The organism is Kitasatospora sp. NPDC127060, assembly GCF_042724935.1.
Taxonomy (GTDB): Bacteria; Actinomycetota; Actinomycetes; order Streptomycetales; family Streptomycetaceae; genus Kitasatospora.
Genome location: NZ_JBHXEG010000027.1, coordinates 58,801 through 81,966 on the forward strand (window position 1 = coordinate 58,801; position 23,166 = coordinate 81,966).

Annotated in this window: 20 protein-coding genes and 1 riboswitch; of the genes, 11 read left to right on the forward strand and 9 right to left on the reverse strand. The window is 73.8% G+C overall.

Annotated elements, in window-relative coordinates; genetic code table 11:
* The first annotated feature begins 74 nt into the window (after window positions 1-74).
* Window positions 75-656 carry a hypothetical protein gene (locus tag ACFWIS_RS17420; RefSeq protein WP_380454276.1) on the forward strand — a complete coding sequence of 194 codons (582 nt, stop codon included), beginning with the start codon at window positions 75-77 and terminating at the stop codon, window positions 654-656.
* 518 nt (window positions 657-1,174) lie between these two features.
* Here the strand turns inward: ACFWIS_RS17420 and ACFWIS_RS17425 are convergent.
* Both ACFWIS_RS17425 and ACFWIS_RS17430 read right to left on the reverse strand, forming a co-directional pair.
* Complete coding sequence (locus tag ACFWIS_RS17425; RefSeq protein ID WP_380454278.1) at window positions 1,175-1,807, reverse strand: response regulator; 633 nt, start codon at window positions 1,805-1,807, stop codon at window positions 1,175-1,177.
* Entirely contained in the window at window positions 1,804-3,048 is a 1,245-nt protein-coding gene (locus ACFWIS_RS17430; RefSeq protein WP_380454280.1) for a sensor histidine kinase, read from the reverse strand. Before ACFWIS_RS17430 ends, ACFWIS_RS17425 begins: the two co-directional genes overlap by 4 nt.
* A 406-nt stretch (window positions 3,049-3,454) precedes the next feature.
* Here ACFWIS_RS17430 and ACFWIS_RS17435 point away from each other — a divergent pair, with 406 nt between their 5' ends.
* The 7 genes from ACFWIS_RS17435 (at window position 3,455) to ACFWIS_RS17465 (ending at window position 10,332) form a co-directional block, all read left to right on the forward strand.
* Entirely contained in the window at window positions 3,455-4,015 is a 561-nt protein-coding gene (locus tag ACFWIS_RS17435; RefSeq protein ID WP_380454282.1) for a heme-binding protein, read from the forward strand.
* Window positions 4,016-4,255: 240 nt separating this feature from the next.
* Window positions 4,256-4,678: a hypothetical protein gene (locus ACFWIS_RS17440; RefSeq protein ID WP_380454284.1), complete on the forward strand. Its 423-nt coding sequence runs from the start codon at window positions 4,256-4,258 to the stop codon at window positions 4,676-4,678.
* A gap of 176 nt (window positions 4,679-4,854) precedes the next feature.
* Window positions 4,855-5,751, forward strand: coding sequence for an NAD(P)-dependent oxidoreductase (locus ACFWIS_RS17445; protein ID WP_380454286.1), 897 nt, complete (start codon window positions 4,855-4,857; stop codon window positions 5,749-5,751).
* Between the two features lie 194 nt (window positions 5,752-5,945).
* The gene (locus ACFWIS_RS17450) at window positions 5,946-6,524 is read left to right on the forward strand and encodes a flavodoxin family protein (protein ID WP_380454288.1); all 579 of its coding nucleotides are present in this window, start codon (window positions 5,946-5,948) and stop codon (window positions 6,522-6,524) included.
* A 419-nt stretch (window positions 6,525-6,943) separates the two neighbouring features.
* A complete protein-coding gene (locus ACFWIS_RS17455) occupies window positions 6,944-8,077 on the forward strand; it encodes an LPXTG cell wall anchor domain-containing protein (RefSeq protein ID WP_380454290.1) in 1,134 nt (377 codons plus the stop codon).
* A gap of 148 nt (window positions 8,078-8,225) precedes the next feature.
* Complete coding sequence (locus ACFWIS_RS17460) at window positions 8,226-9,452, forward strand: hypothetical protein (RefSeq protein WP_380454292.1); 1,227 nt, start codon at window positions 8,226-8,228, stop codon at window positions 9,450-9,452.
* 103 nt (window positions 9,453-9,555) lie between these two features.
* Complete coding sequence (locus tag ACFWIS_RS17465) at window positions 9,556-10,332, forward strand: MerR family transcriptional regulator (protein WP_380454316.1); 777 nt, start codon at window positions 9,556-9,558, stop codon at window positions 10,330-10,332.
* A gap of 63 nt (window positions 10,333-10,395) precedes the next feature.
* On the opposite strand, the gene ACFWIS_RS17470 is transcribed toward ACFWIS_RS17465, so the two are convergent.
* Window positions 10,396-11,478, reverse strand: coding sequence for a helix-turn-helix domain-containing protein (locus ACFWIS_RS17470; protein ID WP_380454294.1), 1,083 nt, complete (start codon window positions 11,476-11,478; stop codon window positions 10,396-10,398).
* A gap of 335 nt (window positions 11,479-11,813) precedes the next feature.
* Here ACFWIS_RS17470 and ACFWIS_RS17475 point away from each other — a divergent pair, with 335 nt between their 5' ends.
* Window positions 11,814-12,428, forward strand: a complete 615-nt coding sequence (locus ACFWIS_RS17475) for an RNA polymerase sigma factor (RefSeq protein ID WP_380454296.1) — start codon at window positions 11,814-11,816, stop codon at window positions 12,426-12,428.
* Window positions 12,425-13,849, forward strand: coding sequence for a hypothetical protein (locus tag ACFWIS_RS17480; RefSeq protein ID WP_380454298.1), 1,425 nt, complete (start codon window positions 12,425-12,427; stop codon window positions 13,847-13,849). Before ACFWIS_RS17475 ends, ACFWIS_RS17480 begins: the two co-directional genes overlap by 4 nt.
* Before the next feature lie 57 nt (window positions 13,850-13,906).
* Here the strand turns inward: ACFWIS_RS17480 and ACFWIS_RS17485 are convergent, their stop codons facing one another.
* Both ACFWIS_RS17485 and ACFWIS_RS17490 read right to left on the reverse strand, forming a co-directional pair.
* Window positions 13,907-15,406, reverse strand: a complete 1,500-nt coding sequence (locus ACFWIS_RS17485) for an aminopeptidase P family protein (protein WP_380454300.1) — start codon at window positions 15,404-15,406, stop codon at window positions 13,907-13,909.
* A 124-nt stretch (window positions 15,407-15,530) separates the two neighbouring features.
* Window positions 15,531-16,967 (reverse strand): PP2C family protein-serine/threonine phosphatase, encoded by a 1,437-nt coding sequence (locus ACFWIS_RS17490; protein ID WP_380454302.1) that lies wholly within the window; start codon window positions 16,965-16,967, stop codon window positions 15,531-15,533.
* Between the two features lie 620 nt (window positions 16,968-17,587).
* On the opposite strand from ACFWIS_RS17490, the gene ACFWIS_RS17495 reads away from it, so the two are divergent.
* Window positions 17,588-18,286: a bifunctional DNA primase/polymerase gene (locus ACFWIS_RS17495; protein WP_380454304.1), complete on the forward strand. Its 699-nt coding sequence runs from the start codon at window positions 17,588-17,590 to the stop codon at window positions 18,284-18,286.
* A 217-nt stretch (window positions 18,287-18,503) separates the two neighbouring features.
* Here the strand turns inward: ACFWIS_RS17495 and ACFWIS_RS17500 are convergent, their stop codons facing one another.
* The 4 genes from ACFWIS_RS17500 to ACFWIS_RS17515 all read right to left on the reverse strand — a co-directional run bounded on the left by ACFWIS_RS17500 (window position 18,504) and on the right by ACFWIS_RS17515 (window position 22,914).
* The gene (locus ACFWIS_RS17500; protein ID WP_380454306.1) at window positions 18,504-19,487 is read right to left on the reverse strand and encodes a DUF5926 family protein; all 984 of its coding nucleotides are present in this window, start codon (window positions 19,485-19,487) and stop codon (window positions 18,504-18,506) included.
* Between the two features lie 278 nt (window positions 19,488-19,765).
* Window positions 19,766-20,188 (reverse strand): ATP-binding protein, encoded by a 423-nt coding sequence (locus ACFWIS_RS17505; RefSeq protein WP_380454308.1) that lies wholly within the window; start codon window positions 20,186-20,188, stop codon window positions 19,766-19,768.
* 397 nt (window positions 20,189-20,585) lie between these two features.
* Window positions 20,586-21,410 (reverse strand): glycerophosphodiester phosphodiesterase, encoded by an 825-nt coding sequence (locus ACFWIS_RS17510; protein ID WP_380454310.1) that lies wholly within the window; start codon window positions 21,408-21,410, stop codon window positions 20,586-20,588.
* A gap of 100 nt (window positions 21,411-21,510) precedes the next feature.
* Entirely contained in the window at window positions 21,511-22,914 is a 1,404-nt protein-coding gene (locus tag ACFWIS_RS17515) for a purine-cytosine permease family protein (RefSeq protein WP_380454312.1), read from the reverse strand.
* Window positions 22,907-23,055, reverse strand: a riboswitch (TPP riboswitch). Its footprint overlaps the gene before it by 8 nt.
* Window positions 23,056-23,166: the final 111 nt, after the last annotated feature.

Here is a 23,166-nt window from a genome sequence, read left to right on the forward strand (position 1 = left end):
GGTGCCCGGCCACCGTCCAAGCAGTGACGGAATGCCTGCCCGGGTTGAACACCGGGAGGAGTACGGAGGGCCCTGTGCAGTCAGGTGGTGCCGAACTGAACCTCGGATGCCCGGACGGCTTTCGCGGCGGCGCGTCGGCCGCGCCGGACTGGTGGCCGGTGCTGGCCCCGGATGTGACGGTCGGTCAACTCGATGCGGCGGAGCGCTGCGAGACCCTGCTCCAGGACACCATGGACGCCGTCCGGCCGGCCCCGGCCTGGCAGGAGACGGTGCCGCGGGCCGGGATCCGGCTGGCCGCCCCGGGGCGGAGCGGGCCCGAGGTGCTCTGGTACGTCACCCGGGGGCGAGACCTGCTCACCGTCGTATCACCGGGCCGGCGGCGGGAGTTGGCGGACGTGGTGGAGCGGCAGTGGCGGCGGCGCGGGTGGACCATCACCTCGCTGAACGCCGGGCAGGACCGCCCCGGGGTGGCCGCCAGCACGCCGGAGGGTTCTCGGCTGGTGCTGTGCTTCGGTGAGTTCGGTGACATCCGGCTGACCGCGAGTCTGCTCGGGGTGGCCTGTTCGGAGCGGATCCCCCGGCTGCCGGGGGCCGGCGAGCCCGACCCCGCGCCGCTGCCCCATGTGCACTGCGCCTATTGGAGCGCGCTGGTCTGACCGGGAGGGGAGCGGTTCCGGGGGAGGCGTGGAGCGAGTCCCCCCGGACCCGCTCCACGCCGCCTCGTCGCGCGGCTTCGGCGCTGCCGCTCCCCCCGACACCCTCCGGCAGCCCCGCCGTCCCCCCTGGCACCACCCTCCGGCGAGAGCGTCCGCACAGACCCCGGCGAGCCCCCACCCCCGGGGACGTCGTTGATCTCACGCTAACAAACCGCATGGTTGGTTTGTCAATAGTGGGATCCACGAAAAATCCACAATCATGACGATCCGGTCGGGCCGGTGTGATGGGCGTCCCACCAGGCAGTTGTGGGTTCGTCAGGATGCCCTGCGGTCGTGCCGCACGCGCCGGGCGCGAGGGACGCCCGACCTGGAATCCGACATTCCATGCATGATGACAGCACGGAGTGACACCGCGCGAGTGCCCAGCGCAGTGACGGACCCGTCAATTCCGGATGGTGGCCGGTCCGGAGGGTGCCCGGTCCCGGCCGGTGCGCCGTTCCGGAGGGCGCGCTCGGCGCTCAGCGCAGCAGTCGGCGCTCCTTGGCCACCGCCACCGCGCCCGCCCGGGTGTCCACGCCCAACTTGTCGTAGATCCGCCCCAGGTGGGTCTTCACCGTCGCCTCGCTGATGAACAGCGCCCTGGCGATCTCCCGGTTGCCCAGCCCCTGCGCCAGCTGTTCGAGGATGTCCTGCTCCCGCTCGGTGAGCTGCGGCGAGGGCGCCCGCATCTGCGCCATCACCCGGGAGGCGACCGGTGGCGAGAGCACCGTCCGGCCCTGCGCGGCCGCGTGGACGGCGGCGAACAGTTCCTCCGGCCGTTCGGCCTTCAGCAGGTAGCCGGTGGCGCCCGCGGCGATGGCCCGGGTGATGTCGGCGTCGGTGTCGTAGGTGGTGAGTACCAGGACGTGCGGGCCGCCCGGGGCGGCGGTGATCCGCCGGGTGGCCTCCACGCCGTCGATGCCGTCGCCGAGCTGGAGGTCCATCAGCACGACCTGCGGCGTCAGCTCGGCGGCCAGCGCGACCGCCTCCTCCCCGGTGCTCGCCTCGCCGACCACCTCGATGTCGCCCGCGCTGGCGAGCAGCGCCAACAGGCCCGCCCGGACCACCGCGTGGTCGTCGCAGACCAGCAACCGGACGGGGATCGCGTTCATCGGTGCTCCGATCGGTGCTCCAGGGGGATCGCGGCGGAGACGACGGTGCCCTCGCCGGGGGCGCTCTCCACGGTCAGCGTGCCACCCAGCTGCCGCAGCCGGGCGCGCATGGCGGACAGCCCGTACCCGCGGGCGCCGCCGGCGGTGCGCCGTTCGCCCGCGGCAGGGTCGAAGCCCTGCCCGTCGTCGGCGATGTCCAGGACGGCCTGGTCGCCCAGGAAGGACAGCGTGATCGCGGCCGCCGAGGCCCCGGCGTGCTCCCGGACATTGGCCAGCGCGCCCTGGGCGATCCGCAGCAGCGCCGACTGCGCGGCCGCGGGCAGCGGGACGGGCGCGCCGTCCAGGTGGAAGCGGACCGGCAGCCCGCTCTCGGCGGACTCCCGCTCGGCCAGCGCCCGCAACGCCCGCTCCACGGTGCCGCCGTCGGCCAGCTCGGCCGGGGCGAGGTCGTGGACGAAACGGCGGGCCTCGGCGAGGTTGCGGGCGGCGACCGCGGCGGCGGTGCGGACGTGGGTACGGGCGGTCGCCGGGTCGGCCTCCCAGGTGCGGTCGGCGGCCTGCAGCAGCATCTGCTGGCTGGACAGCCCCTGCGCCAAGGTGTCGTGGATCTCCATCGCCAGCCGCTCGCGCTCGGCGAGGGTGCCCTCCCGCCGTTCGGTGGCGGCGAGTTCGCGCCGGGTGCGAACCAGGTCGGCGATCAGCGCCCGCTGTCGGGCGGCCTGCCGGGCCATGAACAGGAAGACCCCGGTGGCCAGCGCGGCCACCGCGGGCGGCAGCAGGACGAGGGTGGCGTCCGCGCCGCCGGGCAGCCGGATTTCGGCGATCACCACCAGCAGCGTCAGGGCCGCCACCAGCGGGATCGCCGCCCCGGCGGGCAGCGCCCGCAGCGCGGTGTAGATCAGCGGGACGGCGCACCAGGCGAAACTCGGCGCCAGCAGCACCAGCACCACCCAGAGCGCGACCACCAGCGCCAGCGGCCACCGGCGCGGACGGCCCGGGGCGGCCGGGCAGCGGTGGTCGAGCCAGGAGGCGGCCGGCTGGGCGACGGCCAGCACGGCGCTCAGCCCGAGCACCCAGGGGATCCCGGGGCTGCCGCCGTGGTGGGTGAGGTAGCGGCTGAGCGCCGCGGCGAGCAGCAGCAGGAAGGCGGAGTCCAGCAGCAGCGCCAGCCGGCCGGCGTCCGGGTCCCCGGCGTCGCGCCCGCCCAGGGGCCGACCGGTGGACGGACGGGGCTGCTGCACGGGTGGCTCCTGGCGCTACGGGCTCGGCACGGTGCTCGGTCGGCCGCTCGGCGGCGCCGGCCGCGATCGGCCCACTGACCTGCGCCGATCCCTCGATGGTGACCCGTCCGGCCCGGTCCCGCATCAGCCGATCGGTTGACGGCGGCGTCCCCCATCATGCCCGGACGGTCGCACCGGACCGTCGATGCCGCGCGCCCCGGTCCGGCCGGAGGATCGAAGCAGAGCCGGGCGGTCCCCCCGCCGCCCGGCCCCGGACCGCTGCGGGCCCCGCGAACCCCGCAGGACCTCCTAGATCCCCGCGAACCCCGCAGGACCGCGCAATGCCCCGCAGAGTCCCGCAGGGCACCGCCGAACCCCGCAGAACCCCGCAGAACCCCGCGATCACGTTGAGTTGAGGAGCTGGACCATGAAGAAGACCTCCGTGCGCACCCGGGTGCTGACCGGCACCGTCGCCGTCGCCGCGCTCGCCGCCGCCGGCGTGGGCGCCGTCTCGGCCAGCGCCGAGCCCGCCGAGACCCCGGCCGCGCCGGCCGCGGTGAAGGCCGACCCGCAGAACAAGGACCTCGCCCAGAGCACCGGACTGACCATCGACGCCGCCACCCGCGCCGCCCAGGCCGCCCTGGAGGCGGCCACCAAGGCGGGCCAGCACGTCTCGGTCGCCGTGGTCGACCGGGACGGCGTCACCCGCGTCCTGCTCAAGGGCGACGGCGCCGGCCCGCAGGCCCCGGAGTCGGCCGAGCGCAAGGCCTTCACGGCGGTCTCCTGGAACGCCCCGACCTCGGAGCTGGCCAAGCGGCTGGCCCAGGCCCCGAACCTGAAGGACATCCCGGGCACGTTGTTCCTGGCCGGCGGCGCCCCGGTGCAGTCCAAGGGCGCCCCGGTGGCGGCGATCGGTGTGGCGGGCGCGCCCAGCGGCGACCTGGACGAGCAGTTCGCGCAGGCCGGCGTCGCCGCACTGGCGAAGTGACGCACCCCGGCCGGTCGGCCCGCGGGCGGGAGTTCCAGGACCCGCCCCAGGGCCGACCGGCCGGACGCGCCGTCCGGCCGTCCTCGGGCGGACTCCCGTCCCCACCAGCGGCTGTGCCCTCCGGGTCGACGGCCCACGGTGTCCTCGTTCGGGTGAACAAGGGAAGGGTCGCCGCAGAACAAGCGATGACCCTTTGAAAAGCCGGTGTCGTTGTCAGTGCCGCGTGGCAGGCTTCCCGGTATGACGGCGTGGACCCTCAACGACATCGAACGTGCGATCCGCTCCTCCTGGGGGCTGGACACCTGTGCGCCCGAGGACCTGGCCCAGTGGCGTCCCGACAATCCCGCCCGCGGCCAGTGCGGTGTGACGGCCATGGTGGTGCACGACCTGCTCGGCGGCGAGCTGATGATGGGCGAGGTCCACGTCGACGGGGTCCGGACGGACCTCCACTGGTGGAACCGCTTCGCCACCGGCTTCGAGATCGACCTCACCCGTGAGCAGTTCGGCCCGAGGGAGCTGGTCGGCCCCGGCCGCCCGGTCGCCCGCCCGGCCCGCCCCGGCCGGCTCCAGGCCCAGTACGAGCTGCTCCGCCACCGGGTGGTCACCGAGCTGGAGCGCGGGGCCGCCGCGAGCCGGATCCGCCGCCCGGCCCGGGTCGCCTAGACCGCCGGACCGCCCGCAGCCCGCACCGCGCGCAGCCCGGATCCACGCGCAGTCCGGATCCGTCCGCAGGTCGGAAGCGGCCGCAGCGCGCTCCCGGACCCGCACCTCCCCTGACGTACAGTCGGCTCGGACGAACCAACGTACGTACGGATGGCTGCGGCGACGGGAGTGCGCGGATGAGCGGGTCGACGGTCGGTTTCGTGGGGCTGGGTGCGATGGGGCAGGGCATGGCCGGCAGCCTGCTGCGGGCCGGCCACGCCGTACGGGTCTGGAACCGCTCGCCGGAGCCGGTGGCCGCCCTGGTGGCCCAGGGCGCCGAGGCGGCGGGTTCGCTCGCCGAGGTGTTCGCCGCCGACACGGTGGTCTCCATGCTGGCCAACGACCAGGCGGTCGAACGGCTGTTGCTGGACCCGGAACTGCTGGCGGGTGCGAAGGCGACCCTGCACGTCAACATGGCCACCGTCTCGCTCGCGCTGGCCGAGCGTGCCGAGGAGCTGCACGTCGAGCACGGCATCGGCTACGTCGCCGCGCCCGTCCTCGGCCGGCCGCCGGTCGCGGCGGCGGGAAAGCTCAACATCCTGGTCGCGGGCGCGCCCGAGCTGCTGGACCGGGCCGGGCCGCTGTTCGCCGCGATGGGCGACCGCACCTGGCACTTCGGTGACCACCCCCGGCAGGCCAACACCGCCAAGATCAGCACCAACTTCCTGCTGGCCTGCGCGATCGAGTCGATGGCCGAGGCTTGCAGCCTGGCCGAGTCCCACGGCGTACGACCCACCGACCTGGTGGAGATGCTCGCCGGCACGCTCTTCCCCGGACCGGTCTACTCCGGCTACGGCTCGATGGTGGCCGAACGGCGCTACGAGCCGGCCGGGTTCCGGTTGCCGCTCGGCCTCAAGGACGTCGGCCTGGCCCTGGACGCCGGGGCCGCGCGCCATGTCCCGCTGCCGTTCGGCGGCATCCTGCGGGACGCCTTCCTGGACGCGCTGGCGCACGGCGACGGGGACAAGGACTGGGCCGCCGTCGCCGAGGTCGCCCGCCGCCGGGCCGGACTGCCGGAGCAGCCGTCCTCCTGACCGGACGGAACTCTGACCGGATGGAGCCCGGAGCGGCTGACCTCCTGACCGGACGGAACTCTGACCGGATGGAGCCCGGACCGGCCGGAACCCGGACCGGCGCGTACGACCTCTGGTCGGGCGCGGGCGCGGAATACCCGGCGCACGGCGGGTGCTCGCACGTCTGTCCGCAGTACCCGACCGGGGGAGTACCGATGACCGACCAGTCGTCCGGCGCCGAGGCGCCACGCCGTTTCCTGTTCCTCGACGCCGGCTCGCGGGTCGGCGGCAACACCGAGCAACTCGCCCGGCTGGCCGCCGAGTCGAGCCTGCCCGAAGGCGCGGAGCAGCGCTGGCTGCGGCTCGACGACCACCCGCTGCCACCCTTCCAGGACCTGCGGCACACCGGTGACGGCCGCTACCCGGAGCCGGTCGGCCACGAACGGACCCTGCTTGAGGCCACCCTGGCCGCCACCGACCTGGTCTTCGTCGCGCCGCTGTACTGGTACACGATGCCGACCAGCGCCAAGCTCTACCTCGACTACTGGTCGGCCTGGTTCCGGGTGCCCGGGGTGGACTTCCGCGCCGGGATGAGCGGGCACACGCTGTGGGACGTGACCGTCCTGGCCGGCCCGGCGGACAAGGCCGAGCCGCTGCTCGGCACGCTGAAGCTGATCGCCGAGTACATGGGGATGCGCTGGGGCGGTGCGCTGATCGGCAACGGCACCCGCCCGGGGGACGTCCTGCGCGACGAGCAGGCGCTGATCGAGGCCAAGTCCTTCTTCGCGGGCTGACCGGGCTGACCGGTCCGACCGGTCCGGCCGCCCCGCCCCGACCCGACCCGACCCGACCCGACCCGCCCCGACCCGACCGGATCGGACCGAGCCGACCCCACCGGCCCGGCGGGTCGGCTCCCCCCGCGCCGGCCGACCGACGCATTCCGGCCACCCGGAGCCATCCGGTACCGTCCTCCCGGACGTGTACCCGTCACCCTGTGGTCATCCCCGACGCGGCGCAAAAGCCCTACCACCGGACGGAGTTGGGCGATTCGGGCGCGTCCGCTCTGCCTGTACGTCACAACCTGGCACCTGCCTTCCGAAGTGGCTGGATCGTTCGGTACTCTCCGTCGGACTTTCAGCTTCGCGGGGGTTCGCGGCGTCCACGGCCGCCCCTCGCGCCCCGGGCCTCGCCCGGACACTTCCGTGAGGTCTTCTTGTTCATACGTCGCAGTCTTGCCCTGGCCGGCGTCGCCGCGCTCACCTCCTCGCTGGTGCTCACCGGCGCCCAGGGCGCCATGGCCGTCGGCTCCACCGGCGCCCCGTCCGCCGCCTCCCCGTCCGCCGTCGCCCAGGCTGAGCAGGCGAAGCACCAGAGCCTCGACCTCTCGGTGCGGGGCGTCCCGGACACCTTCGTCGCCGGCGGTGACGCCCGCGTCTTCTCCTACCGGATCCAGAACTCGACCAAGAACGACTTCGTCGCCTTCCCGCTGCTGAAATTCAAGAACAAGGCCGGCACGCTCAAGGCGAAGGACCTCAAGGTCGAGTACCAGCTGCCGGCCGGCCTGCCCGGCGGCGGCACCTGGCGGACCGGCTCGATCGCGCCCGGCGGCGGTGACGGCGACGACAGCGCCGTGCTGATGCTGCTCGGTGGCGTGAACGACGGCGGCCCCGCCGACGACGCGCTGCTCTACCTCGCCCCGGGCAAGCGGATCGACATCGACGTCCGGGTCTCCTTCACCAAGGACACCCCGCTGGGCAAGGCCGGCGTCGTGCCGGTGGTCTTCTCGGCCAACGCCGACGACGAGTCCGACAACGGCCACTTCAGCTGCGACGGGATCAAGGGCGCCGGCTTCACCATCAAGGCCGGAGGCGGGGGCAAGCCCAGCCCGACCCCCACCCCGACCAAGACCGGCAAGCCGAGCCCGACCGCCACCGCGTCGCCCACGCCCACGTCCACCGCGACGGGGAGCCCCACCACCGCGCCGACCACCCCGGCCCCGACCACCCCGGCGCCGACGACTCCGGCCCCGGGCACCGCCTCGCCGTCCGCCTCCCCGACCGACTCCGGCTCCGGCGCGGCCACCGCCCCGGCCCCGTCCGGCAGCAGCACCGACGTCCAGCAGCCGATCGACTTCCCGGTGGACGTCCCGAAGGTCACCCCGCCGAAGATCACCCCGGCCGGCGTCACCAAGGCCAAGACCGCCGCCGACAGTGCGGACAAGACCCTCGCCACCACCGGTGGCGGTGACGACACCACCGCGATCGCGGCCGCCGGCGGCGCCGTCCTGGTCGCCGGTGTCGGCACCCTCGTGGTGCTGCGTCGCCGCAAGTCGGGCCAGCAGAGCTGACCCGGCTCTGACCCCCGGGCGCTCCTCCCGAGCGCTCCCCGTGCCGCCCGGCCGTCCCCTGGGACGGACCTCCGGGCGGCACGGGCCGGTCTCGTCCGTCACATAGGATGTCCGGCCGGAGGGGGCCGAACGGCGGGGAGAGGTACAGGTGCGGGGAGAACGCACGGCACGGACCACCACCGATTACGAGTCCGCGACCGGTCGGATCGCGGGCCTTCCGCTTCGTCGGCACCACGTGCTGCTGACGGCGTGGACGGTGCTCTGGTTCTTCCTGGTGGAGCCCAGCGGAGGCTTCTCCTGGCACTACCTGCGCCAGGGCGAGCAGCTGCTGTTCAGCAGCCAGCCCGACGGCGGCCTCTCGCTCTACGCCCACCATCCCGAGTTGCAGATCGGCCCGGTGAGCCTGGCCGCGGCCAGGCTCACCGCCCCGTTCTCGCCGCACGTCGGCCAGCTGGTCGCGGAGGCGGCGAGCGCCGGGCTCGGCCTGGTGATGCTGGTGCTGATCGGCCGCACCGCCGCCCTGTACTACCTCGGCACCGGCATCAACCACCGTCGGCTCCAGCAGCGGCTGCTGATCGCCGGGCTGGCGTTCATCCCGATGTGGGTCGAGGTGTCGGTCCGCTTCGCGCACCTGGACGACGTCCTCGCCCTGTTCTTCACCACCCTGGCCGCGCACGCGCTGGCCCGCGGCAAGCCCGTCCAGGTCGCGGTCTTCCTGGCGCTGGCGGTGGATTCCAAGCCCTGGGCGATCGCCTTCGCCCCGCTGCTCCTGGCCCTGCCCAGGCCCGCCTGGCTGCGCACCGCGCTGTGGTTCTGCCTGCTGGTCGCGATCGCCTGGCTGCCGTTCTACCTGGGCAACCTGGACACCATGGCGGCGGCCAAGTTCACCATCCCGAACCAGCCCGCCTCGGCGCTGCGCTGGTTCGGGGTCACCGACCCGGCCACCCCCTGGTGGGACCGCCCGACCCAGTTCGCGCTCGGCATCGGCCTCGGCTGCGTGGCCGTCTGGCGCGGCCGCTGGCCGGCCGTCGTGCTGCTCGGCGCGGACGCCCGGATCCTGCTCGATCCGAGCGTCTACACGTACTACACGGCCTCGATCCTGCTCGGCACCCTGCTCTGGGACGCGGTCGGACAGAAGCGGCTGGTCCCGTGGTGGAGCTGGATCGCGCTGGCCGCGCTGTACGGCGGCACGCTGTTGCTGCCGTCCGACTCGGCCCGTGGCTTCGTCCGGCTCGCCTTCGTGGTGGTCTCCGCCGCGTACGTGCTGCTCTGGCCCACCCAGAAGACCCGTCGGCCCCGGCCGTCGGCCCGGGGCGGCGGGGAGGGGCGCCGCCGGGCCGCCCGGCGGAGCGAGCGGGAGCTGGTCGACGCCTGAGCCCCCGGCCGCACGGCAGGTCCCCCGCTTCCCGCCGGTACGGCTTGACCCTCACGCGGCGTGAGAGTCGAGGCTGGTGGTCAGCACCAGGGAGGAGTTCCGGATGAACCAGGACGAGGGCTACCCGGTCGGCGCCGTGGCGAAGATCGCCAAGGTGACCGTCCGCACCCTGCACCACTACGACGAGATCGGTCTGCTGTCCCCCGCGGGCCGCACCCGGGCCGGCTACCGCCGGTACGTGGACGCCGACCTCGACCGGCTGCAGCAGATCCTGTTCTACCGCGAGCTCGGATTCCCCCTGGAGGAGATCGCGGCGATCCTGGACGACGAATCGGTCAGCCCGACCGAGCACCTCCGGCGGCAGCACCGCTTGCTGACCGACCGGATCAGTCACCTCCAGGAACTCGCCACAGCCGTCGAACACGCCATGGAGGCACGCAGGATGGGCATTCAGCTGACCCCGGAGGAGAAGTTCGAGATCTTCGGCGAGGGCTACCGCGAGGAGTGGGAGCAGGAAGCCGAGCAGCGCTGGGGCAACACCGAGGCCTGGGCCGAGTCCCAGCGCCGCACCGGCGGCTACGGCAAGGCCGACTGGCAGCGGATCCAGGGCGAGATGACCGAGCTCAACACCCGCCTGGCCGCGGCCGTCACCGCCGGCGAGCCCGCCGACGGCACGGTCGCCATGGACCTCGCCGAGGCGCACCGGCAGCACATCTGCCGGAACTTCTACGACTGCACGTTCACCATCCACCGCGGGCTTGCCTGCCTGTACGTCGAGGACCCGCGCTGGACCACCACCTACGAGGAAATCGCCCCCGGCCTGGCGCAGTGGCTGCACGACGCCATCGTCGCCAACGCCGACCGGCGCGAGAACGCGTAGCGGTACCACCCGTCGCGGGAACGCGTAGCGGCACCGCGCCCGGCGCGGGAACACGGAGCGCCGCTACGCCACCCCGCGCCCGAAGGAGCGCCGGTACGCGGTCGGAGAGGTGCGCATCACCCGGCCGAAGTGGTGGCGGAAGGTCGCGGCGCTGTCGAAGCCGACCGCCGCGGCGATCTCCTCCACCGTCCCCTCCGGCGACTCCAGCAGCGCCAGACTGGCCGCGATGCGCTGGGTGACGACCCAGCGCATCGGGCTGGTGCCGTTGCGGGCGGTGAAGTGCCGCAGGTAGGAGCGGTCCGACATCCGGGCGGCCCGGGCCAGCACGGAGACGGTCAGCGGGTCGGCGAGGTGGTCCAGCGCCCACTGCATGCTGCGGGCGATCCCGTCCTCGTCCTCCTCGACCGGGCGGACCGCCGCCTCGATGAACTGGGCCTGCCCGCCGTCCCGGTGCGGCGCCACCACGAAGCGCCGGGCCACGCTGTTGGCGACCTTCGCGCCGTGGTCCCGGCGGATCAGGTGCAGGCACAGGTCGATGCCGGCCGCGCTGCCGGCGCTGGTCAGCACGTCGCCGTGGTCCACGTACAGCACGTCCGGGTTGACCCGCACCCGCGGATAGCGCTGCTGGAGCAGTTCGGCGTACCGCCAGTGGGTGGTCGCCTCCTTGCCGTCCAGTAGCCCGGCGGCGGCCAGCGCGAAGGCGCCCGAGCAGATCGACACGATCCGGGCGCCGCGCTCGTGCGCCGTCCGCAGCGCCTCGACCAGGCCGGGGGACACTCCCCCGGTCTGGCGGTCGGGAGATGCCCCCACACCGCCGAAGGCGTTGCGCACTCCGGGGACGATGACGGTGTCCGCCGCCGCGAGCTCGGCCAGCCCGTGCCGGGCGGTCAGCGCGAAGCCGCCCACCGCGTCCAGCGCCGTCCCCGGCCGGTCGGCGCACACCTTCAGCCCGTACCAGGGCGCGGCCAGCAGCCCGCTCAGCTCGGGCCGCGCCAGGCCGAACACCTCGACCACCACACCGAGCTCGAACGGCGCCATGCCCTCGAAGGCGTACACCGCGACGTCGTGCACGGGCTCCGGTCGCCGGCCGATGGTGACGGCCACCGGGCGGGGCGGCACCGGGCCCCCGGTGTTCTGCTCGGCCATGCGGACCCCCTGCTCACGGGTGGCGGAATCCCGGTGAGTGTAGCCGTCGAGGCCACCCCGGAACTTTCTTCGAATCCCCCCGCAACCTCCACCCACGCCGCACGTCCATCAGTACGGGGGCGGAGGGAACCGGGTCGGACGCGGCTGCGAGGATCTCCCCGATCACGATCTTGATCAGGTTGCCTGACGGTCCGGCGGACACGCCGTCACCGTCCCGGGGGAAAGCAGAGCCGCACATGTCCATGGCCATCGGGCCGTTCGCCGCGCCACGGCGGAGCCGTGGCGTCTCCGCCCGTGGAGTCCGCGGAGTCCGTGGAGTCCGTGGAGTCCGCGGAGTGGTCGTCGCGCTGTTCGGCGCGCAGGAGGCCGGCGAGCCGGACTCCCCGCTCACCACCGACCAGCAGGCGGCGCAGCGCCGCTCCGGCTTCCGGCTCCTGCGCGGCGGCCGAAAGCCCGCGGAGGACCGGCCCACCCTGACCGACCTGTACCACGCCCACCGGCTGGGCCTGGTGCGGATGGCCGTCCTGCTGGTGGACCACCAGGACCTCGCCGAGGACGTCGTGCAGGAGGCCTTCACCCAGCTCTACCAGCGCCACGGCGAGCAGCTGGACGACCTCGACAACGCGCTCGGGTACCTGCGGACCTCGGTGGTCAACGGCGCCCGCTCGATGCTGCGCCGCCGCAGGACGGCCCGGGAGTACGTGCCCCCGCACGAGCCCGACGCCCCTTCCGCCGAGGACCACGCGGTGCTCAACGACGAGCACCGGCGGGTCCTGGTGGCCCTGCAGGAGTTGACCTCCCGCCAGCGTGAGGTGCTGGTGCTGCGTTACTGGTCCGACATGTCGGAGGCGCAGATAGCCGAGACCCTGGGGCTGTCCCGGGGTGCCGTCAAGTCCACCGCCAGCCGGGCTCTGGACGCCTTGGAAAAGCACCTGGAGAAGGTTCGATGACCGACGAGTTCCCCCGCCCGGGCGGCGGTGACGGCGACGGGCCGGCCGAGACCCCCACGGAACGGCTGCTCCGCGAGGCGATGAACGCCCGTACCTCCCTGATCACCGCCCACGACCTGCGCCCGGCCGACCCCCCGAAGGGCCGTCTGCGCCGATTGCGCCCGCTGTACCTCACCACGGTGCCGATCCTCGCCCTGGCCGCCTCCCTGGCCATCGGCGTGCTCACCCTCCACGGCACCCCGGTCGCCAAGCAGGACGTCCCCCCGCCTCCGGCGGCCGGCGTGTCGGAGTCCCCCAGCCCGACGGCCACCCCGTCCGCCACGGCGGCGGCCTCCCCGACCGCCGACACCGCCCCGACCGAGGCCCCGGAGACGGACGCGCCGCTCGCGGACGACACCCCGGCCTCGCCCGCCACCACGACCACGATCAACACTCCGGCCGGTTCAGCGGGTACGCCGTACACCTTCCGCGGTGTGAAGCTGAGGATTCCGGCCGGGTGGCGGGTCGCCTCGGCCGACCCGGCGAGCTACCACCTGTGCGTCCTGAGCCCTGGGGCGGCACAGGGCGCCGGGGCCGCTGACTGTCGACCGTACGGGGTGGACCTCACGGTTTTCGACGCCGAATCGGATTCCTGGCCGGCGGTGGCCGACCTGGACGCCGGCAGCGGCTGGGGCCACCAGCCCTACTGCCCGGTCTGGGGCAATCCGCACTCCCCGGTCGGTGACGAGCTCAGCTCCTCTGGCCCGGTGAAGAGCACTCCCACCGTGGCCGGTCGCGCCGCCCGCAAATCGCAATGGCAGGTGACCTGCGGTAGTTCCACCTCCACCGTCCAGATCTGGGCCCTGCCCAAGGACCAGGTGTTCGTCTCGGCGGCAGGTCTCAAGGACGACTACCAGGCGGGTTTGCAGTCGATCGTCAACAGCCTGGATGTGAGTGGCCACCAACCCCCGCCGACCGCCGCCAACAAGAACGACATCGCGGTCAGCTACGACGGCCTCGCGGATGGCCAGCAGCTGACGGCGGGCGGCCCGGTCGTCACCTTCTCGGTGACCTACCGGAACACCAGCCAGAACACGTACAGCCGGCTCGAACCGCTAGTCATCACCGACGTCTACCCGGGTTCGGTGCCAAGTGACTTCGTGGCCCCGTCGAACGACGGCAAGCTCGAGCGTCTGGACGGCAGCACCTGGACGGAGAAGGGACTGTCACCCGGTACCGACATGGGCTATGCGGTGGCCGACCCCGGGTCGGTCTTCTCCCTGAGCCCGGGGCAGAGCAGGAAGGTCACCTACCGGATGACGCTGGGTGCCAAGAACGGCCCCGGGCGCATGCCGGTGAAGGCCCAGGTGATGCTCCCATACAGCGGAAGCACCATGACCCTGCTCGGCGAGAAGGACATCACGGTCAACGTCACCAAGTAGCGCAGAAGGGCCCGGCCCCCGTACGGACGGAGGCCGGGCCCTTCGCGCGTCAGCGGCTCAGGCCAGCGAGGCCATCCAGGCCTCGACGTCCGCCGAGCGGCGGGGCAGGCCGGCCGAGAGGTTCTCGTTGCCGTCGGCGGTGACCAGGATGTCGTCCTCGATCCGGACGCCGATGCCGCGGTACTCCTCCGGGACGGTCAGGTCGTCCTGCTGGAAGTACAGGCCGGGCTCGACGGTGAGCACCATGCCGGGCACCAGCAGGGCGTCGACGTGCTCCTCGCGGCGGGAGTGGGCGCAGTCGTGGACGTCCAGGCCGAGCATGTGGCCGGTGCCGTGGAGGGTCCAGCGGCGCTGCAGGCCGAGTTCGAGGACCTTCTCGACGTCGTACGCCGAGGCGTCCAGCAGGCCCCAGGCGAGCAGCCGCTCGGCGAGCACGCGCTGCGAGGCGTCGTGGAAGTCGCGGAAGCGGGCGCCCGGCTTGACCGCGGCGATGCCGGCCTCCTGGGCGTCGTACACCGCGTCGTAGATCTTCCGCTGCAGCTCGGTGAAGGTGCCGTTGATCGGGAGGGTGCGGGTGACGTCGGCGGTGTAGAGGGTGTGGGTCTCCACGCCGGCGTCCAGCAGCAGCAGCTCGCCGGGGCGCACGTCGCCGTCGTTGCGGACCCAGTGCAGGGTGGTGGCGTGCGGGCCGGCCGCGGCGATGGTGCCGTAGCCGACGTCGTTGCCCTCGACCCGGGCGCGGCGCCAGAAGGTGCCCTCGATCCAGCGCTCCGAGGTGGCGACGGCCTGGCCGAGCTCGCGGACCACGTCGGTGAAGCCGTTGACGGTGGCGTCGCAGGCGGCGCGCAGCTCGCCGATCTCCCACTCGTCCTTGACCAGCCGCAGGCCGCTCAGGAACTCCTTGAACCCGGCGTCCTCGTCGGCGTCCAGGACGTCGGCGAGCACGGCCTCCAGGCCGGCGTCGTAGCCGCGGACGATCCGGGTCGGCACGGCCGGGTCCTTGGCGCGCTCGGCCAGTTCCTCGGCGGCCTTGCGGACGTCGCGGGCGGGCAGGCCGAGCAGCTGCTCCTGCTCGCTCAGGCTGTGTCGGCGGCCGACCCACAGCTCGCCGTAGCCGTCCAGCCAGAACTCGCCGTTCTCGCGGTCCGAGCGGGGCAGCAGGTACAGCGCGAACTCGTGGCCGGCGTCGCCGGTCGGCTCGCCGACCAGCACCGCGTCCTCGGTCTGGTCGCCGGTGAGGTGCACGTACTCGCTGGAGGCGCGGAAGTTGTAGTCGGTGTCGTTGGAGCGCACCCGCAGGTTGCCGGCCGGGACGACCAGGCGCACGCCGGGGTGGGCGGCGGACAGCGCGGCGCGGCGGGCGGCGGCGTACCGGGCCTGGGCGATCGGGGCGAGGCCGTGCAGCTCGGTGTCGGCCCAGCCGGACTTCATCGAGGCGGACAGCTCGTCCGAGATCTCGCCGTAGAGGCCGTTCTTGCGGCCCTTGAACTGCTGCGGCTCCTCGCCGCCCTCGGCCTCGGGGTTCTCGGCCACCGCGGGGGTCCGGTCCTCGGTCACGTGCAACGCCTCCTTGGGGGTGGTACCGCCGCCCTCGGGGGAGGTGTCGGGTCGCGACACGCGCGGGCGGCCGTGCGTCCATGGTACGGACGCCCGGCCGCTCGCCCGTCGGGGGTTCGTACGCCTACTCGAAGCGCGCGGCCAGCAGCATCAGGTCGTCGGTGGCCGGGGCGCGGTCCGGGAGGGGGCAGACGGACAGCAGGTGGGCGCAGAGCCGGTCCGGGTCGATCCGCACGTCGCGCGGGGCGTCGGCGGCGGCCCGGCGCAGGTTGGCCTGGCCGGCGTGCAGGGTCGGGCCGCACCGGCGGGCCAGGCCCTCGGTGTAGAGCAGCAGGGTGTCGCCGCGCTCGGCGGTGAACTCGACCCCGGGGGCCTCCCAGCAGGCCAGCATGCCGAGCGGGGCGGAGAGCGAGGTCTCGACGAACTCGGCACCCTGCCGGCCGACCAGGACGGGCGGGCAGTGCCCGGCGCCGGCCAGGGTGATCCGGCGCTCCTGGGGGTCGACCCAGGCGTAGACGGCGGTGGCGGTGCGGGTCGGCTCGGTGGTCTTGAGCAGCAGTTCCAGGTCGCCGAGGACGGAGACCGGGTCCTCGCCCTCCAGCACCGCGTACGCCCGCAGCGCGGCCCGGACCCGGCCCATCGCGGCGGCCGCGCCGGGGGCGGAGCCGGGGCCGGCGCCGGGGCCGTCGCCGGAGACGGAGCCGACGGTGAGGCCGATGGTGCCGTCCGGCAGCGGGATGGCGTCGTACCAGTCGCTGCCACTGGAGCGGTCCAGGCCGGCCGAGACGAGCCGGACGGCGAGCCGCAGTCCGGCGGCCTGGGGGAGGTGGTCGGGCAGCAGGCCGCGGCGCAGCGCCTCGGTGGTGCGCCGGGTGCGGTCGGCCTCCAGCTGCTTGGCGAGCAGCTGGGCGGCGATCTCGCTGTAGTGGCGGGCGAGTTCGCGCTGGCAGTCGGTGGGTTCGGCGGGCCGGTCGTAGAACCAGACGGCGGCGGCGAGCGGGCCGTCCTCGGCGGTGGCGAGCGGGAGGCCGTAGGCGCCGCCGAGGCCGAGGTGGACGGCGAGTTCGCGCAGCCGGCCGCCGACGTCCGGGTCGTCGGCGAGGTCGCGGGAGTGGAGCTGGTCGGGCCGGTCCTGTTCGCGCAGCAGCCGGGCGAGCAGGCTCTGTTCGGTCGGGACGGTCTCCAGGGCGCCGAGGCTGGCCCGGTCGAGGCCGAGGCCGACGGGCTGGCCGGAGCCGCCGCCGGGCAGCAGGGTGACCAGGACGCCGCGGCGGGCGCCGAGCAGGTCGGCGCCGGAGGCGAGGACGGCGTCCAGGGTGGCGGTGAGGCCGCGGGCGCGGGCGAGCCGTTCCGTGTGCTCGTGCAGGCTGGTGATATCGGACAGACGTCCGGCCAAACGGTCCTGCAGCGTGGTGGACGGGGCCGTGGTGCCCTCCGCGGTGTCGGCGGGGGCCGGCCGGCCGGGCGGGTCGAGGACGGTGAGCCCGCCTGCGCAGCCGGGTTCACCCGGCTCTGCGGTCGGCGTCGACGGGTGGGACGTCGACGGGTGGGACTTGGTCATGCCGCCACTCCTGACGCGGTGCTACGTGCCATGCGAAACCCCCAGATACGGCCGATGTGGAGCGAGCACGGCCAAAGGGCCCGTTTCGCCTCGATTCGCTACTACTCGTCATTGATCGACAGCAATGCCACCACTTCTACACAGGCCATTCGGGGCATGTCCAGATCCAGGACGACGCGGTGGCCGGTTCCACATCGGAGCGACCCGGTCGGAGGGCGTGCACGGTTCGTGCGCGCGCCGGTCGCGGCCGCAGGCATGGAGCGAGCCGGGAGCGGGCAGAACGGATGGGACGGACCGGGCGGCCGTCCGGATCGTATGTCCGCGCCGCCCGCGTTCCGGGCTGGCCGGAAGTCTCTCACTCGTACGGTGGAACCAAGCGCGCCCGGGCGGCGTCCATCCGGTCGCATACGGGATTCTCGTTCCAAGGGCTGTTCCAGTGCGCGGCCCTTCTCATGTCGTGCTCCACACCGTGCTCCACGTCGTAGCCGCGCCGTCCGCCATGCCGCCCGCCCCCGCTTTCGCGCCGTCCGGGGCCGTGCCGTCGCGGGCCCGCGTGGCGAGTCCCGACGGACGTCGGTGGGGCGGAGCGAACCGAGCGGTCAGGGAAAGGAACGAGCGCCATGCGTGAGAACCCGAAGAGCCCGAAGAGCCGGTCGCGGGAGTCGCAGGAGTCGCAGGAACCGCAGGAGTCGTCCGCCCGGCTGGAAGCGGCCCTGACGGCCGCCGTCGAACACCGCTGGCCGGTGGTGCCCGGCACGGTGCTGCGCGGCGGCCGCTGCTCCTGCGGGGAGCCGGACTGCCCGGTGCCCGGGGCCCACCCGCACGATCCCTCTCTGCTGGCCGCGACCACGGACGCCCGGATGGTCCGCTGGTGGTGGGAGCGGCAGAGCCCGGACGCGCCGGTGCTGGCCGCGACCGGTTCCGCGGTCTCGGCGGTCAGCCTGCCCGCGGCGGCCGGCGCGCGGGCGCTGGTCTACCTGGGCGCGCTGGGTCTGCCGCTCGGCCCGGTGCTCGCGATGCCGGGCCGCTACGCGCTGTTGGTGGCCCCGTACTCGCTCGACGCCCTGGGCGAGATGCTCGCCCAACTCCCCTGGGTGCCGGGCTCGTTGCGCTACCACGGGCCGGGCGGCTTCCTGCCGCTGCCGCCGGGGGGCGGGGCCGTCGGGGTCCCCCCGGCCGGAGGCTGGGGGAGGGTGCGCTGGGTGCTGGCGCCGCGACCGGCCGTGTCCGGCGGGGTCTGGTTGCCGCAGGTCGGGCCGCTGCTGGGGGAGTTGGTGGAGGCGACGGTCCGGCTGGACAGCGGGCGCTCGACGTACTGACTGATCGCCGGTTCGTGCCGGACTCCGGGCCCGGTGGTGCGGGGCGTTCCGGAAAACAAAAGATCCGGCCGCTGGCGACGGGGGATGCACCAGCGACCGGACTCTTTAGACAGTAACAAGGATCCGCGCTCGCGCCAATTTCCAAGACGCCCTCCAGGCCCGGAAATTGCGCTTCCACGGCGACAATGTGACGCGTATCACCCGGATCCAGCGCGCTTTAGTTCAAGGTGACCTGACGGTTCACCAGGTTGGCGCGGGCGCGCCGCTCCTCGGCGGTCAGCGGGGTCGGGTCGGCGAGCACGGCGGCGAGCCGCTCGCCGAACTCGGCGGCCGGCTTCTCGCAGTCGGTGGCGGTCATGGCGAGCGGGAGGTCCCACACCGGGACGGTCAGGCCGTGCGCGCGGAAGGAGCCGACCAGGCGGGTGTCCGCGCCGAGCGAGGCCTCGCCGGCGGCGTTCAGCCGGGCCAGCGCGTCCAGCAGCTGCTCCTCGGGCACGGTCATCACCCAGCGCAGGTGGTTCTTGTCCGGGGTGCCGCACCAGTACGCGGCGTCGACGCTCGCGAGCTTCTCGGTCGGGATGGCGGAGGCGTTGGCCCGCTCCAGCGAGGCGGCGACCTCGCCGCTGGCGGTCTCGGCGTCCTCCAGCCAGAACTCGAAGCCGGTGTGCACGGTGGGCGCGAACGCGGCGGTGGTGTCCAGCAGGTCCTGCAGGCGACGGCCGCCCGGCACGGTCCGGCGGGCCGGGACGGGGCTGCCCGGCTCGGTGGCCAGGGCCAGCTCCAGGGCGTCCGCGAGGTCGCGGCTGAGGTCGCCGGAGGACGACTGGGTCTGCAGGCCCAGCAGGATCGAGCCGTCCGCGCGGCGCAGGGCCGGCCAGGCCAGCGGCAGCACGGTGGCCAGGGTCACCGACGGGACGTCGCCCTCGGCGGTCCCGGCCACCCCGGCGGCCAGCGTCAGCGGCACCGTGGCGGCGGGCACCAGCTCGCGCAGCGCGACCCAGTCCGCCTCGCCCGACAGGCCCTCGAACGGGCGGTGCACCAGCTCCTGCACCGCGTGCGACGCCTCCCGGCCGTGGCAGGCCTTGTAGCGGCGGCCCGAGCCGCAAGGGCAGTCCTCGCGGGCCCCGACCACGGGGATCTCGCCCGTGACGGCGGTGGTGGACTGGCGCTGCGGCGCCTTCTTGGCGGCCTTCTTGCCCATGCTGCGGCTCTCCCGGGGACGGTGGTCCTTTTCACCGGGAAGCCTACTGACGTTCCACCGGCGCGCGGGAACGCGCTGGGGCGGATGCCGTGCGCCCGGGTGTCCGTCCTCCGGCCAGGGTCTGTCCGGCGGATCTTGCCGGGCGCACGACGCCGGGCATCCCGCCTGGACGCACGCCCGAATCGCCCGAGTGCGCCCAGTACGAGGACGACTCGGGTGCACGCCCAGACGGGCGCCCAACGCCGCGCGCTGATCCGCCGAGATCCGCCGGACAGACCCTACGCGCTGCGGGCGGTGTCACCCCCGGTGCGCCGGGCGTGCCGGGCACGGGCGGGCAGCGCCGCCCAGACCGTCACCTCGCCGGGCGCGTCCCGGACGCCCCAGTCGCTGGCCAGCTGGTCGACGATGGCCAGGCCGCGGCCGCCGCGCGAGGTCAGCGAGGGGCTGGCGGGCAGCGGCCGGGTGGCCGCGCCGCCGTCGGTGACCTCCAGGGTGAGCACGCCGTCGGCGTGCATCTGCCAGCGGACCAGCACGCCGCCGTCCGGCTCGGCCGCACCGTCCTCGTGCTCCCGGCCGCCCGGCGCCGGGTGCGTCCCGGAGGGGACGCCGACCAGCACCTGGTCCACCACCTCGGCCCGGGCGCCGCGGCCCAGGGCGGGCAGCGGGCCGAGCGGACGGGCGTATCGACAGGCGTTGCTCAACAGTTCGGAAAGGATCAGAACAGCATCATCGATGACCGGTTCCGGTATCTGCCGGTCACCCAGATCTCGACGCAGTCGGCGCCGTGCGACCCCGACACTCGCTGGGCCGTGCGGCACTGCCATGGTCGATGAAGTCGGCACTTCACGCGCCACCATCAACGCCACCCCCGGACCTCCTTCAGCGTATGCCGAGGGATGGATGCCCCTTGGTAATGCGTCGGAAACGACCGGCGGAGGATCCCGCGAGCCCATTTCGAGCGGCGCGACTCAGGGTCGACAAGAGGTCATTCCGTGCTCACCCTCCGTCGCCCGAAGGCAAGAATTCCGGCAATACCGTGCGCGGAAGGTTTGATTGCCGACCAGGGGGATCGGGTACGGCGGTGTTCCCGGAAGAGGATCACCGCCCGAGCTGCGCCAGTACCTCGGCGGGCCTGTTGGTGATGATCGCGGACACCCCGAGCTCCAGGCAGAGTTCGACGTCGGCCGGCTCGTCCACCGTCCACACGTGCACCTCGTGGCCCAGCTCGCGCAGCCGGGGCACCAGCTGCGGCTTGGCCTTGATCAGTTCGATGCCCGGGCCGGCGATCCGCGCCCCGCCCGGCAGCGGCTGCCCCGGGCGGAGCCGGCCGAGCAGCGGCAGCATCCGTTCGATCAGGAACACCCGCCGGTAGTCGGGCGCGGCGGCGGCCACCCGGTTCAGCGCGATCGAGGAGAAGCTCATGATCCGGGCGGACGGGCGGTCGCCCTCCCGGACGGTGCCGATCTTGAACCGCTCCAGGGCCCGCAGCAGCTCGGCCTCGACCCGGCCGCGGAAGCGCACCGGGTGCTTGGTCTCGATCGCCAGGTCCACCGGGCGGCCGCAGTCCACCACCAGCTCCAGCAGCCGCTCCAGTCGCAGCACGCCGCGCAGCTCGGGGTCGGTGCTGGGCCGGCCGGTCTTCCAGGCGCCGAAGTCGTACGCCTCCAGCTCGGCCAGCGTCATCGCGGAGACGGTGCCCCGGCCGTCGGAGACCCGGCCGATCCGGCGGTCGTGCACGCAGACCAGGTGGCCGTCGGCCGTCACCCGGACGTCGCACTCGACGGCGTCCGCGCCCTCGTCGAGCGCGCGCCGGTACGCCGCGAGGGTGTGCTCGGGCAGGGCGTGGGAGGAACCGCGGTGGGCGATCACCTGGACGGAGGGCGCGGTGCGCGCCGCCGCCGGGGGCAGGTCTGGGCTGGTCACGGCCCCCACGATAGGGGGCGCGGGTGACGCGGAGGCGAAGCCGGTCCCAACCTGCGGGGCCGGCTCCGCCTCCGGGGACTCGGCGGGATCCGGCGGGGACTCAGCCCCGCGCGGTGCGGCGGGTCAGCGGGGTGAGCGCCCAGGTGGCCAGCGCCGGCACCAGGAAGGCGAACAGCGAGGCGGAGGTCCACTGCTGCGGGGTGAAGTGCAGCGCCTCCTGGGCGGAGGTCCAGAAGTCCACCCACCAGTCGGCGACCGCGGTCGGCGCGATGAACTGGTAGACCGCGAAGCCCAGCACCCAGGGCAGCAGCATCAGCCAGCGGGACGGCGCCCGCTCGGAGAGGTCCCAGCCGTGCCGGCCGGCGCCGAAGAAGTAGTCCACCGCCAGCACCGCCAGCAGCGGTACGAAGACCGAGCCGATCAGGCCGAGGAAGTTGCTGTAGGTGTCGGTGAACCGGTCGATCCGCAGCGCCAGCACGGTGATCAGCACGCCGATCCCGCCGCTCAGCACCCGGCGGTCCACCCGCGGCAGCAGGTTCTGCAGCGACATCGCCGTCGAGTAGACGTTGGCGAAGGACTGGTCGGTCTCGCGCAGCACCAGCACCAGCAGGAACAGCCAGCCGGCCCAGACGCCGAGGAAGGAGTCGAAGATCCGGTTCGGGTCGCCGTCGGACTGCAGCAGCGCCATCAGACCGAGCACGTAGCACCAGACCTGGGCGACGGTGTAGCCGGAGAAGCTGCCCCAGAACGCCGAGCGCGGGGTGCGCGAGTGCCGGGTGTAGTCGGCGGCCATCGGCACGAAGGAGATCGACACCGCGATCATCGCGTCGGTGGCGCCCAGGAAGCCGTGCCAGTTGCCAGCACCCGGGTCCGGCACGCCCTGGCGGCCCAGCTGGACGGTGAAGTACACCATCGCCACCGCGACCGCGCCGGCCACGAAGCGGCGCAGCACCGCGATCGAGCCCAGCGGCCAGATCGTCAGCGCGGTGGTCAGCGCGCCCGCGAGCAGCACGAACAGCCAGCGGTAGCCGGTGGTGTGGGCGACGGTCTGCGCGCCCGCCGAGATGGTCAGCAGCTCGAACACGCCCCAGCCGATGCACTGGACGATGTTCAGCACGGTCGGCAGGTAGGACAGCCGGGTGCCGAACAGGCCGCGCAGGTTGGCCATCGCCGGGGCGCCGGTCCGGGCGCCGATCAGCGCGGCCACGCCGAGCATCGCGGTGCCGACCGCCGTACCGGCCACGATCGCGGTCACCGCGGCCGCCAGCGACAGCTCGCTGCCCTTGGCGCCGAGCACGGTGGCGGCGGTGGAGAAGCCGATCAGGCTGACGCCGAGGTTCATCCAGAGCGCGAAGTGGTCCCGGAAGCGCAGGGTGCGCGGCGGCTCGGTGTCGAGGACCAGCGGCGCCTCGACCCGGTGGTCGAGCAGCGCGGTCGCGGCGGGGGCGGGGAAATCCTCGGACGCGGGCGCGCCCGGAGAGGAGGATGGCGAAGCAGGCGGCATGGCCGATACTCCCTACGCCGGCATTACCCGGACAGGTTCCGGCGGTCAGCGCCCCCTCGACGGCCCGCCGGTCACTCGCCTGGCGTACGGTCGACATGCGCACTCTCAGCCTGGTCGGTCCAAGCTCCCGCGTGTCAGTTTGGAGCGACAGGCTAACCGGCACGGGTACGAACGCCAAAGGCCGGTGGGTGCGCGGTCCGCATCGCGGGACGCCCGGCGGGGGTGGGGAGCCCGGTCGTCGGAGGCGGCTAA